This window comes from Methanofollis sp. UBA420 (assembly GCF_002498315.1).
Lineage (GTDB): Archaea > Halobacteriota > Methanomicrobia > Methanomicrobiales > Methanofollaceae > Methanofollis.
Genome location: NZ_DAGX01000005.1, coordinates 583,735 through 597,382, shown reverse-complemented (window position 1 = coordinate 597,382; position 13,648 = coordinate 583,735). Strand labels below are relative to the sequence as shown.

At 64.3% G+C, this 13,648-nt stretch carries 15 protein-coding genes; 11 read left to right on the top strand and 4 right to left on the bottom strand.

Translation table 11 applies throughout. The features are described 5' to 3' along the window. Positions 1-67 precede the first annotated feature (67 nt). Both BP869_RS09135 and BP869_RS09130 read left to right on the top strand, forming a co-directional pair. The gene (locus BP869_RS09135) at positions 68-307 is read left to right on the top strand and encodes a PRC-barrel domain-containing protein (protein ID WP_394339035.1); all 240 of its coding nucleotides are present in this window, start codon (positions 68-70) and stop codon (positions 305-307) included. Between the two features lie 21 nt (positions 308-328). Next, positions 329-1,051, top strand: a complete 723-nt coding sequence (locus tag BP869_RS09130) for a tRNA(His) guanylyltransferase Thg1 family protein (RefSeq protein ID WP_342678923.1) — start codon at positions 329-331, stop codon at positions 1,049-1,051. On the opposite strand, the gene ileS is transcribed toward BP869_RS09130, so the two are convergent. Continuing rightward, on the bottom strand, positions 1,034-4,207 hold the full coding sequence (ileS, locus tag BP869_RS09125; RefSeq protein ID WP_342678921.1) for an isoleucine--tRNA ligase: 3,174 nt from the start codon (positions 4,205-4,207) through the stop codon (positions 1,034-1,036). The two genes, BP869_RS09130 and ileS, sit on opposite strands and share 18 nt — an antisense overlap. Positions 4,208-4,327: 120 nt before the next feature. On the opposite strand from ileS, the gene BP869_RS09120 reads away from it, so the two are divergent. Continuing rightward, the gene (locus tag BP869_RS09120) at positions 4,328-4,810 is read left to right on the top strand and encodes a TIGR00725 family protein (RefSeq protein WP_342678919.1); all 483 of its coding nucleotides are present in this window, start codon (positions 4,328-4,330) and stop codon (positions 4,808-4,810) included. Here BP869_RS09120 and BP869_RS09115 read toward each other — a convergent pair. The 3 genes from BP869_RS09115 to BP869_RS09105 are packed head-to-tail and all read right to left on the bottom strand — an operon-like array spanning position 4,740 to position 7,974. Beyond that, the gene (locus tag BP869_RS09115; RefSeq protein ID WP_342678917.1) at positions 4,740-6,599 is read right to left on the bottom strand and encodes a molybdopterin biosynthesis protein; all 1,860 of its coding nucleotides are present in this window, start codon (positions 6,597-6,599) and stop codon (positions 4,740-4,742) included. The genes BP869_RS09120 and BP869_RS09115 overlap by 71 nt on opposite strands. Beyond that, positions 6,593-7,795 carry a gephyrin-like molybdotransferase Glp gene (gene glp, locus BP869_RS09110; RefSeq protein ID WP_342678915.1) on the bottom strand — a complete coding sequence of 401 codons (1,203 nt, stop codon included), beginning with the start codon at positions 7,793-7,795 and terminating at the stop codon, positions 6,593-6,595. The genes BP869_RS09115 and glp overlap by 7 nt, the downstream gene beginning before the upstream one ends. Next, positions 7,792-7,974 (bottom strand): hypothetical protein, encoded by a 183-nt coding sequence (locus tag BP869_RS09105; RefSeq protein ID WP_342678913.1) that lies wholly within the window; start codon positions 7,972-7,974, stop codon positions 7,792-7,794. The genes glp and BP869_RS09105 overlap by 4 nt, the downstream gene beginning before the upstream one ends. A gap of 85 nt (positions 7,975-8,059) precedes the next feature. On the opposite strand from BP869_RS09105, the gene BP869_RS09100 reads away from it, so the two are divergent. From BP869_RS09100 to rpl12p, 8 genes are all read left to right on the top strand, one after another. Continuing rightward, positions 8,060-9,388 carry a D-aminoacyl-tRNA deacylase gene (locus BP869_RS09100; protein WP_342678911.1) on the top strand — a complete coding sequence of 443 codons (1,329 nt, stop codon included), beginning with the start codon at positions 8,060-8,062 and terminating at the stop codon, positions 9,386-9,388. Beyond that, entirely contained in the window at positions 9,372-10,466 is a 1,095-nt protein-coding gene (ftsZ, locus tag BP869_RS09095; protein WP_067048664.1) for a cell division protein FtsZ, read from the top strand. The genes BP869_RS09100 and ftsZ overlap by 17 nt, the downstream gene beginning before the upstream one ends. Before the next feature lie 5 nt (positions 10,467-10,471). Beyond that, positions 10,472-10,672, top strand: a complete 201-nt coding sequence (locus BP869_RS09090; protein WP_342678907.1) for a protein translocase SEC61 complex subunit gamma — start codon at positions 10,472-10,474, stop codon at positions 10,670-10,672. After that, the gene (locus tag BP869_RS09085; RefSeq protein WP_394339034.1) at positions 10,672-11,148 is read left to right on the top strand and encodes a transcription elongation factor Spt5; all 477 of its coding nucleotides are present in this window, start codon (positions 10,672-10,674) and stop codon (positions 11,146-11,148) included. Before BP869_RS09090 ends, BP869_RS09085 begins: the two co-directional genes overlap by 1 nt. Before the next feature lie 108 nt (positions 11,149-11,256). Then, positions 11,257-11,733 carry a 50S ribosomal protein L11 gene (locus BP869_RS09080; RefSeq protein ID WP_300166694.1) on the top strand — a complete coding sequence of 159 codons (477 nt, stop codon included), beginning with the start codon at positions 11,257-11,259 and terminating at the stop codon, positions 11,731-11,733. A 53-nt stretch (positions 11,734-11,786) separates the two neighbouring features. After that, positions 11,787-12,431 (top strand): 50S ribosomal protein L1, encoded by a 645-nt coding sequence (locus BP869_RS09075; protein WP_067048673.1) that lies wholly within the window; start codon positions 11,787-11,789, stop codon positions 12,429-12,431. Then, positions 12,431-13,282, top strand: a complete 852-nt coding sequence (locus BP869_RS09070; RefSeq protein WP_342678901.1) for a 50S ribosomal protein L10 — start codon at positions 12,431-12,433, stop codon at positions 13,280-13,282. Before BP869_RS09075 ends, BP869_RS09070 begins: the two co-directional genes overlap by 1 nt. Positions 13,283-13,309: 27 nt before the next feature. Next, on the top strand, positions 13,310-13,618 hold the full coding sequence (gene rpl12p / locus BP869_RS09065) for a 50S ribosomal protein P1 (RefSeq protein ID WP_067048680.1): 309 nt from the start codon (positions 13,310-13,312) through the stop codon (positions 13,616-13,618). Positions 13,619-13,648: the final 30 nt, after the last annotated feature.

The following is a 13,648-nucleotide window of genomic DNA, read 5'->3' as shown; positions in this document are numbered from 1 at the left end:
TTTTATCGTTTATAGTCTATACCATGAATCGATAGTGATGAAGACGCAGGTCACCGAACTTTTTGGCATGAGCGTATACACAGACAAGGCGATCTATGTGGGGGACGTGGACGATGTCCTGCTCGATATCGATGGCAAGAAGATCGAATCCATCGCCGTTGGCAACCTCAACCCCGAACTCTCCGATCCCAAGGGCCACCGCGGCTACCTCATCCCCTTCAGGATCATCAAGGAAATCGGGGATATTATCGTCATACGCCACATCTCCGCAGCGTTCAAGAAGGCAAAGGGCGAGACGAAAGCCTGAGCCGGACGGTACGGCACAGCCATGGAAAACCATGAGATCTTCTCGAATCTTGCCCTCTACCCCCCGGTTTTTCTCCGTCTTGACGGGAGGGCATTCCACCGGCTGACCGGTACCTGTGAAAAGCCCTTCGACGCACGGTTTCATGCGGCGATGGTCGGAACCTGCAGGCGACTGATCGCAGAGAGCGGCCTCAACCCCCTCTGCGCCTATACCTTTTCAGACGAGATCAGTCTCTACCTCACGGTCCTGCCCTTCGGCGGCCGTGTGGAGAAACTGGACTCCATCGCTGCCTCCTATGCGGCGAGCGCCTTCACCCTGGAGTACGGATGCGTCGAACCCGTCGCCTTCGACGCCAGGATCATCCCGGTGACGCCGGCGTACGCCGCCGAATACCTTGCGATGCGCCAGGCCGAGGCATGGCGCAACCACATCAATGCCTACTGCCAGGCCGCACTCATGGAGGAGGGCCTGACGCCCCGTGCGGCGGCGGCGCACCTCCTCGGCATGAAGGCCGAGGATATGCACGGCCTGATGTTCTCCCGCGGCGTCAACCTTGCCGAGACCCCGGCCTGGCAGAGGCGGGGCACCCTGGTGCGGCGGGGGAGATACACAAAAGAGGGGATGAATCCCCTGACCGGGGAAAAAGTGACGGTCGAGAGGCAGGGCGTCGTTGCCGACGAAGTCCTGCCCCTCTTCTCGGCCCCTGAGGGCCGGGCCTACCTCTCCTCACTCCTCGGCGCGTGAGAGGCCCATCCGCATCTCCACGCCCTCGACCTCCCATTCTGCGGCCTGTTCCCAGGTGCCGGCAAGGGCGTCGCCCTCGTGGACGTCGAGTTTCTTCGCGCGCACCTCGCCCGAGATCGCCTCCGCCCACCCGGCCACAAGGCCGGCGATGCGCGGGTCGGCGACCGCGACCTCGGCGGTAATGTTCTCCTCGACCTTGAGGTCGCGCTGCCGCCGCATCTCCTGGAAGCGGCGGATCACCTCGCGGGCATAGCCCTCGGCCTCGATCTCCGGAGTGAGGGCCACGTCCACATAGACGGTTGCGTCCGCCATCGGGGCGGCGAAGACGTCTGCCGGGAGTTCCTCGGTGAAGGTCACCATCTCAGGCGTGACCTCGTACGCCCCGGCGGTCGCGGTCCCGGTCTCGGCGAGAGCGGCCTTCAATGCGTTGCCGTCCGCCGCCTCGATCGCCGCCTTCACCTTCGGGGCCTCTTTGCCGAACGTCGGCCCGAGCACCCGCATCACCGGTTCGGCCTTCCAGCCGATCCTCTCCCAGCGGCCGGCGACGACGGTGACGGCCTTCGCATTCGCCCGCGTGCAACAGAGGGCATTGAGGCGGGTGATGGCCTCCTGCACCGCGGCCGACGAGGTGACGACGACGACCTCGCCCACAGGCCAGCGGAGTTTCCTCTTCCCGTCCTGCCTGGCTGTTGCGGACGCGTCGTCGAAGGCCTGCACGGCGGCCATCGCCGTCTCCAGGTCTCTGTCGATGAGCCTTTTGTCCGCCTCGGGCCAGTCGAGCATGTGGACGCTCCGGGGATCGCCGCTGCAGCGCAGGTTCCCGTAGATCTCCTCTGTGAGGTGCGGGGTGAAGGGTGAGAGGAGCTGGACCAGGCGGCGGAGGACATAATACACCGTCTCGTAGGCGTACCTCTTCTCGGGTGCGTCTTCTTCGAGCCACATCCGCGGCCGCACCAGCTGGAGGTACCAGCGGGAGACGTCCTCGAGGACGAAGGTGATGAGAGACCGGGTGATCTTGTGGAGGTTGAACTCCGCGAAGTCGGCGTCGATCTCCTCTGTGAGGGTGTTGACCCGCGAGAGGATCCACCTGTCCTCGTCGGGCATTGCGGCGAGCATCCCGGCGACCGCGGCCTCGTCCCAGCGGCCGTCGGCCGTCTGTGCGGGCGCGAAGTTGTCCAGGGCCATGTACGGCAGGGGGAAGCGGTAGACGTTCCAGAAGATGTTCAGGGCCCGGTTGACCGTCTTCATGCTCTCCCAGTTGAACTTCATGTCGTCCCAGGGTGCATTTGACGAGAGGACGTAGAGACGCAGCACGTCCACGCCGCACTTCTCGATGATCTCGTCGGGCGTCACGACATTGCCGAGACTCTTCGACATCTTCTTCCCCTCCGAGTCGAGGGTGAAGCCGTGCATCAGGACCGATTTGTACGGAGACCGGCCGAAGGCGACCATGGAGGCACCGAGCTGTGAGTAGAACCAGCCGCGGGTCTGGTCCTGCCCCTCGGTGATGAAGTCGGCGGGCCAGTAGCGGTCGAAGTCCTCTCTGTTCGCCGGGAACCCGAGGGTCGCCCAGGAGGCGACGGCCGAGTCGAACCAGACATCGAAGATGTCGGAGACCCGGTGCATCGTGCCGCCGCAGCTGCACGGGATGGTCACCGTGTCCACGTACGGGCGGTGCGGGTCCTTCACTTCCATGCCGCTCGCCTCTTCGAGTTCGGCGACCGTGCCGATGACCCGGCGGTTCTCGCAGGTGTCGCACTGCCAGACCGGGATCGGGATGCCCCAGTAGCGCTGGCGGGAGATGCACCAGTCGCGTGCCTCCTTCACCCAGTCATGGAAGCGGGCGCTCCCGGCCCACTCCGGGTACCACTGCACCTTCGCCACCTCGTCGAGGAGTCTGTCCCGCATATCCGCGGCCTTGATGAACCACTGTTCCGTGGCGCGGAAGATGATCGGGGTCTTGCACCGCCAGCAGTGGCCGTACCTGTGGGTGATCGTCCCCTGGTGGAGAAGGTGGTGGCCGAGGGCGTCGAGCACCTTCTGGTTCGTCTCCCTGTCCTTGACATAGAGGCCCTCGAAGACGCCGCCTTTCTTCGTGAAGTGGCCGGTGCCGTCGACAGGGCAGAGGATGGGGAGGTTCTCCCTGATGCCGGTGAGGTAGTCGTCCCACCCGTGGCCGGGCGCCGTGTGCACGAGGCCGGTGTTCTCCAGGGCGACATAGTCGGCGAGGACGACGCGGTGTGCGATATCCTTCTGGGCAGGGACGACGTCGGCGAGGGGCGACTCGTACTCCATGCCTGCAAGCTCGGTGCCGGGCACGGTGCGGATGACGTCGAAACTCTGGTACCGCCCCTTCTTGAGCACTTCCTTCACGAGACCCTCGGCCATCCAGAGGCGCTCCTCGGCACCGTCCTTCCGGGCGAGGACGAGGGTGTAGGTGATCTTCGGGTGGGCGGCGACGGCGACGTTCGCGGGGAGGGTCCAGGGCGTGGTCGTCCAGATGACGAGGTACTCGTCTGCCTGCCCCTTCACCGGGAACTTCACGTAGATCGAGGGGTCGGTGGCGTCGGCATACTCCACCTCGGAGTCGGCGATCGCCGTCTCGCAGCGCGGGCACCAGTTCACGACGCGGGAGCCCCTCTCAAGCATCCCGTTCTTCTCGGCCTCTTTCAGGGTCCACCAGGCCGCCTCGATGTACTCCTTCTTCAGGGTCTGGTAGGGTTCGTCGAAGTCGAGCCAGATGCCGAGTTCCCGAAACTGGTCCGACATCTCGCCCATTCTGGCGATGGCGTACGTCCGGCAGCTCTCGATGAAGCGGTCGATCCCGAAGGTCTCGATGTCCTTCTTGGAGGCGAAACCGAGTTCGTGCTCCACCTGCACCTCGATGGGCAGGCCGTGCATGTCGTAGCCTGCCCTCTCGATGACGTTCATCCCGCACATCCGGTGGTGGCGGAGGACGGCGTCCTTCAGGATCTTGTTCCATGCCGTGCCCAGGTGGATGTGGCCGGTGGTGTACGGCGGGCCGTCCACGAAGAAGAACTGCTTCCCTGAGCGCCTCAGGTCCTTTACCGCGTGGTAGGTATCGTTGGCCCGCCAGAATTCCCTGGCCGAGGCCTCGACAGCCTTCGCATCATAACTGCTGGTGACTTCCTTCACCTCTATCCCTCAACTCGCCCCGGAGGGCGTGATCATATCTGGTATGGTGGGTCCCCGCGCCCAAAGTATTTTTTCAATGCATCCGTCACATCCTTCTCCCTGTCTGCCGATCTCTTCGTCATGCAGATCGCAGTCATCGGGACCGGAGACCCCTCGCCGGACGAGTATGATGCGGCCGAGACGGTCGGCGCCCTCCTTGCAGACCGCGGCGCCGTCCTCCTCTGCGGGGGCCTCGGAGGCGTGATGGAGGCGGCGTGCCGGGGGGCGAAGGCGCACGGCGGGACGACCGTCGGGATCATCCCGGGCCTGGACGGGGAGAACCCGTACGTCGGGATCGTTGTCAGGAGCAACATGGGCCCGGCGCGGAACGCCCTCATCGTCGCCTCGGCCGACGCCGTCATCGCGGTCGGCGGTGGTTACGGCACCCTCTCGGAGATCACCTTTGCACTGAAGATGAAAAAAGAGGTCTTCGGGGTGGGCACCTGGACGATCGAGGGCGTCGTCCCCTGCGCCGCTCCCGACGAGGCGGTGCTCAGGGCAGTCTCCGCCGCACGCCGGTCTCGGCCGTGCGGTAGCCGCCCATCTCCTGAAGAGTCTTCGTGAATGTCTCCGAGGAGACCGCGTCCGCGATCGCCGCCACCCGCGGGTCGTCGAGGGCGTCGGCATGCATCACGAGTTCGTAGCGCTCCGTCGCCACCGGCGTGAAGGTGAGGCCGAGGGCCTTTGCCGCGGAGTACACGCCCATGCCGCAGTCTGCCTCGCCCGACCTGACGGCCAGGGCGACGCCGAGGTGGGTCGTGAACTCCCTCCCGTACCCCCTGACGTCGGCAGGCCCGATCCCGAGTTCGCCGATGAGCTGGTCGAAGAGGATCCGCGTCCCCGACCCTTTCTGCCTGTTCGCGTACCGCAGGGCCGGGAGATCGTCGAAGGATACTTTATCCCGCGAGATGAGCCCCTGCTCCCTCTCCGCCACGCAGAGGAGGACGAGGTCCTCGTCAGGCAGGTACTTCCTCAGGTACGGGAGGTTGTACTCGCCGTCCGGGCCGAGGAGGTGCATCGGCGCCGCGTGGCACTGCCTCTTTTTGAGAGTGAGGAGGCCGCCCATCGACCCGACATGCGTCGAGTGGATGTCCACGCCTGCCGGCCTGACCATATCGGCCAGGCGGTCCAGGCAGGGGTCGTGACTCCCCGTAATGAGCACCCCTTCCCCTGCCTGCCGCCGCGGCACGAGGAGACGGGCCCTGACCGTCTCCCCGGCCTCTGCCCCCTCCTTCGAGGACGGGATCGTCATCAGGGCGTTCGCCCGCACCGCGGACATCTGGACGCCCGCGCCCCGCGACTGGGGCACGGCCACCCATCTCTCCCCGATCCTCCCCACGGAGAGGAGGACGAACTCGTCGGTGCCGATGTCTGAGTGGAGCGTCGTCGTGAGGGCGGCGTCCACAGTCTCGGGTTCGGGGACAGGGAAACCGTACGTCCCGACGAGGGGGGTGACGACCTCTCTCAGGATCGTGTAGGCGGCAAGGGGGTATCCGGGCAGCCCGATGACAGGCTTCCCCTCGATCTCCCCGATGATCACCGGCTTTGCCGGCTTGATCCCGACGCCGTGGACGAGCACCTCGCCGCGTTCGGCGATGAGGGAGGCGGTGAAGTCCCGCGTCCCCGCGGACGAACCGGCGGAGACGATGAGGAGGTCGTTCTCCCTGATCCCCTTTTCGATCGCCGCCCTGATCAGGTCTGGCTCGTCCGGCACGATCGGGTACCGCCTGGCCGCGACGCCGAGGGACCTGAGATGGGCCGCCGCCATCAGGGAGTTGCTCTCCACCGCCTGCCCCGGTCCCGGCCGTGTGCCCGCGGGCACCAGTTCGCTCCCCGTCGGTACGATGCCCGCGGAGAAGGCGAGCACCTCCACCTCGGTCACGCCGTAGGCGGCGAGGGCGCCGAGTTCGTGCGGCCGGACCGCGTGGAGGGAGGGGAGGATCATCTCCGACTCCCCGATGTCCTCGCCGACAGGCCGCACATGCTGCCACGGGGCCGCCGGTTTCCGGATCGTCCAGGTGCCTTCGCCGATCCAGACGTCCTCGATCATGATCACCGCGTCGTATTCGGGCGGCACCAGGTTGCCGGTGTTCACCCGCACGGCGTCGGGGAGGACGACAGGCCTGGTCTCCGAGGCCCCGTGCGTCTCCGCGCTGCGGACGGCGATCCCGTCCATCGCCGAGATGTGCATGCCGGGCACGGAGAAGCGGGCATAGATCGGTCCCGCCGTCACCCGGCCCGCCGCCTCTTCGAGGGGTACGGTCTCGGTCCGCGGCTTTTTGCTGCCAAACCTCTCCCTGATGACCTCAAGGGCGCGGGCGAGGGAGACGAGGTCGAGATATCTCTTCACCACAGTACGACCTCCACCTCGTCGCCCTCCTCAAGGCCCTCCCGCCCTGCCGGAACGAGGACAAGGCCGTCGCTCTTCACCAGGGTGTTCAGGAGGCCGGACTTCCCGAAGACAGGCGTCGCCTGTCCCCCCTCGACACTGACGCGGACATAGTCCTCCCGCCCCTTTGCCGAGGGGATGTTCGCGGCAAGCCGCGCCCGCACCCGGCGCACAGGCACGGGCGCGCCCGAGAGCGCCGCGAACAGGTGGCCGACCACCGCCGCCAGGACGACATAGGCCGAGCCCGGGTGGCCGGGCAACCCGATCACCGGCGTCTCCCCGACCGTCCCGATGATCGTCGGTTTCCCGGGGGAGATGGCGATCCCGTGGACCAGCACCTCCCCGAGTTCGCCGATCACACGGGCGGTCATGTCCCGCATGTCCTTCGAACTCCCGCCCGAGATGAGGACGCAGTCGCACTCCTCGACGGCCCGCTCAAGGATTGGGCGGAGGAGCGCGGGGTCGTCCCGGACGATCCCGTAGCGCACCGGTTCGCACCCGTGCTCCCGCACGAAACCCGCGCACAGGTAGGCGTTGGCGTCCCGCACCTGTCCGGGCGCGAGGTCGGCCTCCACAGGCACCACCTCGTTTCCCGTCGAGATGATCCCGATACGCGGCAGTCCGAGCACCCTGACCGCGGCCACCCCTGCCGAGGCAAGGACGCCGAGGTCCTGCGGAGTGAGGCGCCGCCCCGCCTGGAGGACGACAGCCCCGGTCGCAAAGTCCTCGTCACGGGAGAGCACGTTCTCTCCCGGTGCGACCGGCCTCTGGACGAGCACCTCGTCCCCCACAGCCTCCGAGTACTCGATCATGGCGACGGCGTCAGCCCCTGCCGGGAGCACCCCGCCTGTCGGGATATACCAGCAACTGTCCGCGTCCACCTTTCCCGGCGGCGCCCGGCCCATCTCGATCCTCCCCCGCAGGGAGAGCATCGCCGGGATTGCCTCCGAGGCGCCGGTCGTGTCCGATGCCTTCACCGCATAGCCGTCCACCACCGAGCGGTCGAAGCCGGGCAGGTCATGGCCTGCCCTGACATCGTCGGCAAGCACCCGGTGGAGGGCGTCCTCCAGCCGCACCTCTTCGGTGCCGACAGGCCGGGCGGTCGAGCGGACGACCTCCACGGCCTTTGCGACCGGCACCACATCGAGAAAGAGGCTCATCTGAAGCAACCCAGCTGGCAGGAGCGGATCTTGATCTTCGGGTCGTGGCGGTTGCAATACCGTGCGAGATCCATCTTTGGTATGCCGTATTTCTCGCTGATCGCAAACGCCTGCTCGCACCCGATCTCCGTGGTGATCCCGCTCTCGGCGAATGCCTTCTCGATCAGTTCTTTGTCCATGATGAGATGATTACCCGCGGAGAAGAATAGTGTTTTCGGCTGTCGGCCGGGTAAGGCTTTAGCCCCCCGACGCGAAACGCTCCTCATGCATATCGCCTTCCTTCACTCGTCCCTCGACCCTGCGGGACGAAATCTCGCCCGCCGGATGGGGGAACTCCTTGCAGAACGGGACGACTGGCCTCTCTGCCGGGCGGCGTCCCTCTCCTTCCACGAGAGCGGAGGGCGTCTCATCTATGCCGAAGGGGCCGACAGGGACCTCGGCGCCGACATCCTTGTCTTCCTCTCCCGGCACTCGAGCACCCACCCGTCGCCGGCCCTCACCGTCCATGTCACCGGCAACTACGGGGACCCGGCCTTTGGCGGAGACGCCCGGACCCTCGCCCCCGCGGCCCCGGCCATGATGCACGCCGTCCTCCGCGGCCTTGCCCGCCATGCCCCGCCAGGCTACCGCGCCAGTTATGAGGCGACCCACCACGGCCCGACATCCCTTTGCACTCCCTCTCTCTTCGTCGAGATCGGGAGCACCGAGACCGAGTGGAACGACCCGGCCGCGGCAGACGCCGCCGCCCGCGCCGTCCTCGAGGCCGCGCCCGGCGACGCGATCCCCCTGGTCGGCTTCGGCGGCACCCATTATGCCGTCCGCCAGACCGAGATCGCGCTCTCCTCGAAGGGGGCCTTCGGCCACATCGCTCCCTCCCGCGAGGTCGCCTGCCTCGACCGCGACCTCGTCGCCGCGATGATCCGGCAGACCGGGGCGGTCGCCGCCTACCTCGACAGAAAAGCGCTTGCAAAAACCGACGCCGACCGTCTCCTGGCGATCCTCGTCGACCTCGGCCTGCCCCTCCTCTCGGAAGGCGAGATCACCGGTATCGGGGACCTCTCCTGGGAGACATACACGGCCGTTCGCGCGGCGGCAGAAGGGATCTCTCCGGGCTGCCGTCTTCATACCGGCACCCTTGCAGGGACGGGCGATCCTGTCGTGGCCACGATACCCGCGGCTCTCGTTTCAGAGGCGGATAAAGCCGACCCGAAGGCATTCAGGGACGCACTTGACCTCCTCCCCGCGGCATCGGTCGCCGGGGAGCACGGGGAGATCCTCCCGACATTCATCACCTTCGCGAATCAAAGAGAAGAAATAATACATTATTTAATATCCATGTGTATTAAAATCATAGATGATCGGTGGAGCACTGCAGCTGAAGGGGACGACCTCGTCATCATGAAGGCGAGATTCGACCCCGATAAGGCCCGGCAGCTCGGGGTTCCGAAAGGCCCGCTCTTCGGACGTCTTTCGAGCGGTCAGCCCGTCGAGGTCGGAGGGCGGACGATCACCCCGACCATGGTCAGTTCCTGCAGTGAAACACGCATCCACATCCCGGGGTTGGAGAGGTATATCGATGAAGTCCATAGTTGAAGAGGCATTATCACGGGCACGAGACGAGTTTGAGACCGCCGTCCAGCCGGATGACGACCTTGAGGAACTCCTGCGAGACCTCAAGACCGAGATCGTCGTCGTCGGGTGCGGCGGCGGTGGCTCGAACACGATGACCAGGATCGCCGAGGAAGGCGTGGTGGGAGCGCGGCTCATCGCGGTCAACACCGACGCCCAGCACCTGATCCGCACCAAGGCCGACAAGAGGATCCTCATCGGCCGCCAGCGGACGCGCGGCCTCGGCGCCGGTTCCATCCCCCAGATCGGCGAGGAAGCCGCCCTGGAGAACGAGGACCAGATCAAGACGTCCCTTGAGGGTGCCGACATGGTCTTCATCACCACCGGCCTCGGCGGCGGCACCGGCACCGGCTCGGCCCCGATCGTCGCCAAGGCCGCGCACGAAGAGGGCGCACTGACGATCGCCGTCGTCACCCTCCCCTTCACCTCCGAGGGATCGATCCGGTCGGAGAACGCGGAGGCCGGCCTTGAACGCCTGCGCGACGTCGCCGACACCGTGATCGTCGTCCCGAACGACCGTCTCCTCGAAGTCGTGCCGCGCCTGCCCCTCTATGCCGCCTTCAAGGTTGCCGACGAGGTGCTCATGCGTGCGGTCAAGGGGATCACCGAACTGATCACCGTGCCCGGCCTCGTGAACCTGGACTTCGCCGATGTGCGGACCGTGATGGAGCGCGGCGGCGTCGCCATGATCGGCATGGGCGAGTCCGACGCCGAGGACAAGGCTGCCGATTCCGTGAAAAAGGCCCTGCGTTCGCCTCTTCTCGACGTGGACATCTCCGGCGCGACCGCCGCGCTTGTCAACGTCGTCGGCGGCCCCGACATGACAATGGCCGAAGCCGAGGGTGTCGTCCAGGAGGTCTACAACAGGATCGACCCGAGTGCCCGGATCATCTGGGGCGCCCAGGTCGACCCTGATATGCAGGGCAAGGTGCGGACGATGCTCGTCGTCACCGGTGTGAACTCCCCCCAGATCTATGGGCGGGGCGAGCGCAAGTCTCTTCCCCGCGTGGCGAAAGAATTTGATATAGACTTTCTGAGGTGAGATTTATGGAGATCAATACCGGATCAGCCAGATTAGGCTCTCTCTATGAGGAGTATATCCAGAAATACCTCCGCGTCCTGAAACTGGCGCGGACCCCGTCCCGTGATGAGTTTACCAAGATCGCCCTTGTTGCGGCAATGGGCGTCTTTGTCATCGGTCTCATCGGGTTTACGATCTATGAGCTGATGCTCGTTCTGCCGCACTGATGTCCATGACCAGCGAAATACTGACCCGGGTATATGCCGTCAAGACGACGGCAAAACAGGAGCGTGCCGTCGCGGACGGGATATACCGTGCGGTTCTGCACGACCCGTCCTTCAAGGTGAAGGCGGTGGTCGCTCCCGATGAACTGAAAGGCTACGTCCTTGTCGAGGCCGATGAGCCCCACGCACGTATCGCCGAACTGATCGAGACAGTGCCGAGCGCCCGGACAGTGGTGCCCGGCGAGACCTCCCTTGCAGAGGTCGGCCATTATCTCGTCCCGAAACCAGCCGTGTCCGGTATCGACGAGGGTACGATCGTCGAGCTCATCGCCGGACCTTTCAAGGGTGAAAAGGCCGTCGTAAAGCGGGTCGACTCCTCCAAGGAAGAGATCACCGTGGAACTGTATGAGGCCATGGTGCCGATCCCGATCACCGTGCGCGGCGACAATGTCCGCGTGATCGACCGTGGCGAAGCCTGATCCTCTCCCTCTTTTTTCCCGCTCCCTGTGATAGTATTAAGTGCGCCCCGGGAAAACCTTAGTCACCCAGGCTCAGTACCCTTCTGGGAAAAGCATGGTGATTGTACTATGGCAGAAACGGTCGAGGTATTAGTACCCGGTGGAAAGGCAACTGCAGGCCCACCTATTGGTCCTGCCCTGGGTCCCCTCGGTATCAACGTGAAAGCGGTCATTGACGAGATCAATAAGAAGACCGCTGAATTCAACGGCATGCAGGTGCCGGTGACGATCGAAGTTGACGAGAAGAAGAACTTCACCGTAACGGTGGGTATTCCTCCGACAACCGCGCTCGTCATGAAGGAAGCTGGTATCGAGAAGGGGTCCGGCGAGCCGTCCACTCAGTTCGTGGGTGATCTGCCGCTCGAGGCCGCTGTCAGAATCGCGCGCATGAAGTTCGACGACATGCTCTCCTACCGCCTGAAGTCGGCGGTCAAGGAAGTTGTCGGGACCTGTGTCTCTATCGGTGTGACGGTCGAAGGCCGCAAGCCGAAGGAGATGCTGGCAGCGATCGATGCGGGCGAGTTCGACAGTATGCTCGAGAACTAAACGGGATTCATCCATAGGAGATCAAACACGGTCGTGTACTATGGAGGCACGTAATGGTTGAGAGAGAACAGATATTGAAGGCTGTGCAGGCGGCTCTTGAGACTGCGCCGGAACGCAAGTTCACGGAGAGCGTTGATCTCACGATCAACCTCAAGAATATCGACATGGCGCAGCCGAAAAACCGTATTGATGAGACTATCCTTCTCCCGCACGGTATGGGCACGCCGATAAAGGTCGCTGTCCTCGGAAAGGGCGAGATCACGACGCAGGCAAAAGAAGTCAACGTCGACCTGATCATCAGCCCCGAAGAGATCGAGCGCCTGGGCGGCGAGCCCCGTGAGGCACGGAAGATCGCAAACGAGTACCGCTTCTTCCTTGCGGAAACAAGCGTGATGGGTCTTGTGGGTCGCTGGCTCGGTCCGAGGCTCGGTCCCCGCGGCAGGATGCCGATGCCGATCCAGACCGGGATGGACGTCCGCCCGATCATCGAGAGGCTCCGCTCCTCGGTGAAGATCCGGTCGAAGGACAAGAAGGTCTTCCACGCGCCCGTGGGCAGCACCACGATGGCTCCGGAGGAACTTGCAGACAACATCGACGCGGTCATGAAGAAGATCGAGTCTGTGCTTGAGCAGGGTCCGCAGAATGTCCGCTCGGTGTATGTGAAGACGACCATGGGTCCGGCAGTGAGGCTGATCTAATGGCGCTCTACACTCACCACCTGCCCACGTGGAAGAAGAGCGAGGTCGAGGCGATCAAGCAGCACTTTGCCGATTACCCGGTGGTCGGGCTCGTGGATATGTACGGTATCCCGGCGAGTCAGCTCCAGCACATCAGGCAGAACCTCCGCGAGGTCGCCTATATCAAGATGACCCGCAACACCCTGACCTCTCGTGCTCTCGACGAGGTCGGTGGCGAGGTCGCCACGATGGCCGGGCACATTGCCGGACAGAGTGCGCTTATCTTCACGAAAGAGAACCCCTTCAAGCTCTACAAGCTCCTTGAGCAGACGAAGACGAAGATGGCCGCAAAGCCGGGCGAGACTGCTCCGGAGGACATCGTCGTCGCCAAGGGCCCGACGAGCTTCAAGCCCGGTCCGATCGTCGGCGAGCTTCAGCAGGCCGGCATTCCGGCCGTGATCGAGGCCGGCAAGGTCAAGATCAAGGACACGAAGACGGTCGTGAAGAAGGGCGAGGTCATCAACGCGAAGATGGCCGACGTGCTCGCAAAGCTTGACGTCAAGCCGATGGATGTCGGCCTGATCCTTCGGGCGGCATTCCAGAACGGCACGGTGTTTGCACCTGAGACGCTCGCGATCGACGAGTCGGCCTACCTTGGCAAGATCTCGCTCGCGGCCCAGCAGGCATTTAACCTGTCGGTGAACGCTGCGATCCCGACCACGGAGACGACCGGTGCGATCCTGGCGAAGGCCGTCCGCGACGCCCGCAGCCTCGGTATCGAGGCCGGTGTCTACGAGAAGGATATCATCGACGCGATCATTGAAAAGGCGTACAGATCATCGCTTGCTCTGAAGGGAATTGTCGAAGAATAAAATTGAAAAAAATTTGAGGTGAATGAAATGGAATACATCTACGCTGCACTGCTCCTGCACAACGCAGGTAAGGACATCAACGAAGAGAATGTCAAGGCTGTTCTCTCCGCTGCCGGTATCGCCGCTGACGACGCTCGTGTGAAGGCCCTCGTGGCCGCACTCGACGGTGTTGACATTGAGGAGGCCATCTCGAAGGCCGCCGTCGCCACCGTTGCCGCTGCACCCGCCGCAGCCGCTCCGGCCGCAGCCGCCCCTGTTGAGGAAGAGGCTGAGGAAGAGAAGAAGGAAGAGGAAGAAGAGTCCGGCATGGCCGGCCTCGGTGCCCTCTTCGGCTAAATCTTTTTTTCTTTTCGGGCCACGGTGCTT

Coding starts and splice junctions, on each gene's coding strand:
- glp (WP_342678915.1), bottom strand. CDS start 7,795: ATGAGCCTCTTTCTCGATGTGGTGCCGGTCGCAAAGGCCGTGGAGGTC.
- BP869_RS09120 (WP_342678919.1), top strand. CDS start 4,328: ATGCAGATCGCAGTCATCGGGACCGGAGACCCCTCGCCGGACGAGTAT.
- BP869_RS09105 (WP_342678913.1), bottom strand. CDS start 7,974: ATGGACAAAGAACTGATCGAGAAGGCATTCGCCGAGAGCGGGATCACC.
- BP869_RS09085 (WP_394339034.1), top strand. CDS start 10,672: ATGTCCATGACCAGCGAAATACTGACCCGGGTATATGCCGTCAAGACG.
- BP869_RS09070 (WP_342678901.1), top strand. CDS start 12,431: ATGGCGCTCTACACTCACCACCTGCCCACGTGGAAGAAGAGCGAGGTC.
- rpl12p (WP_067048680.1), top strand. CDS start 13,310: ATGGAATACATCTACGCTGCACTGCTCCTGCACAACGCAGGTAAGGAC.
- BP869_RS09100 (WP_342678911.1), top strand. CDS start 8,060: ATGCATATCGCCTTCCTTCACTCGTCCCTCGACCCTGCGGGACGAAAT.
- BP869_RS09075 (WP_067048673.1), top strand. CDS start 11,787: ATGGTTGAGAGAGAACAGATATTGAAGGCTGTGCAGGCGGCTCTTGAG.
- BP869_RS09090 (WP_342678907.1), top strand. CDS start 10,472: ATGGAGATCAATACCGGATCAGCCAGATTAGGCTCTCTCTATGAGGAG.
- BP869_RS09080 (WP_300166694.1), top strand. CDS start 11,257: ATGGCAGAAACGGTCGAGGTATTAGTACCCGGTGGAAAGGCAACTGCA.
- ftsZ (WP_067048664.1), top strand. CDS start 9,372: ATGAAGTCCATAGTTGAAGAGGCATTATCACGGGCACGAGACGAGTTT.
- BP869_RS09135 (WP_394339035.1), top strand. CDS start 68: ATGAGCGTATACACAGACAAGGCGATCTATGTGGGGGACGTGGACGAT.
- BP869_RS09130 (WP_342678923.1), top strand. CDS start 329: ATGGAAAACCATGAGATCTTCTCGAATCTTGCCCTCTACCCCCCGGTT.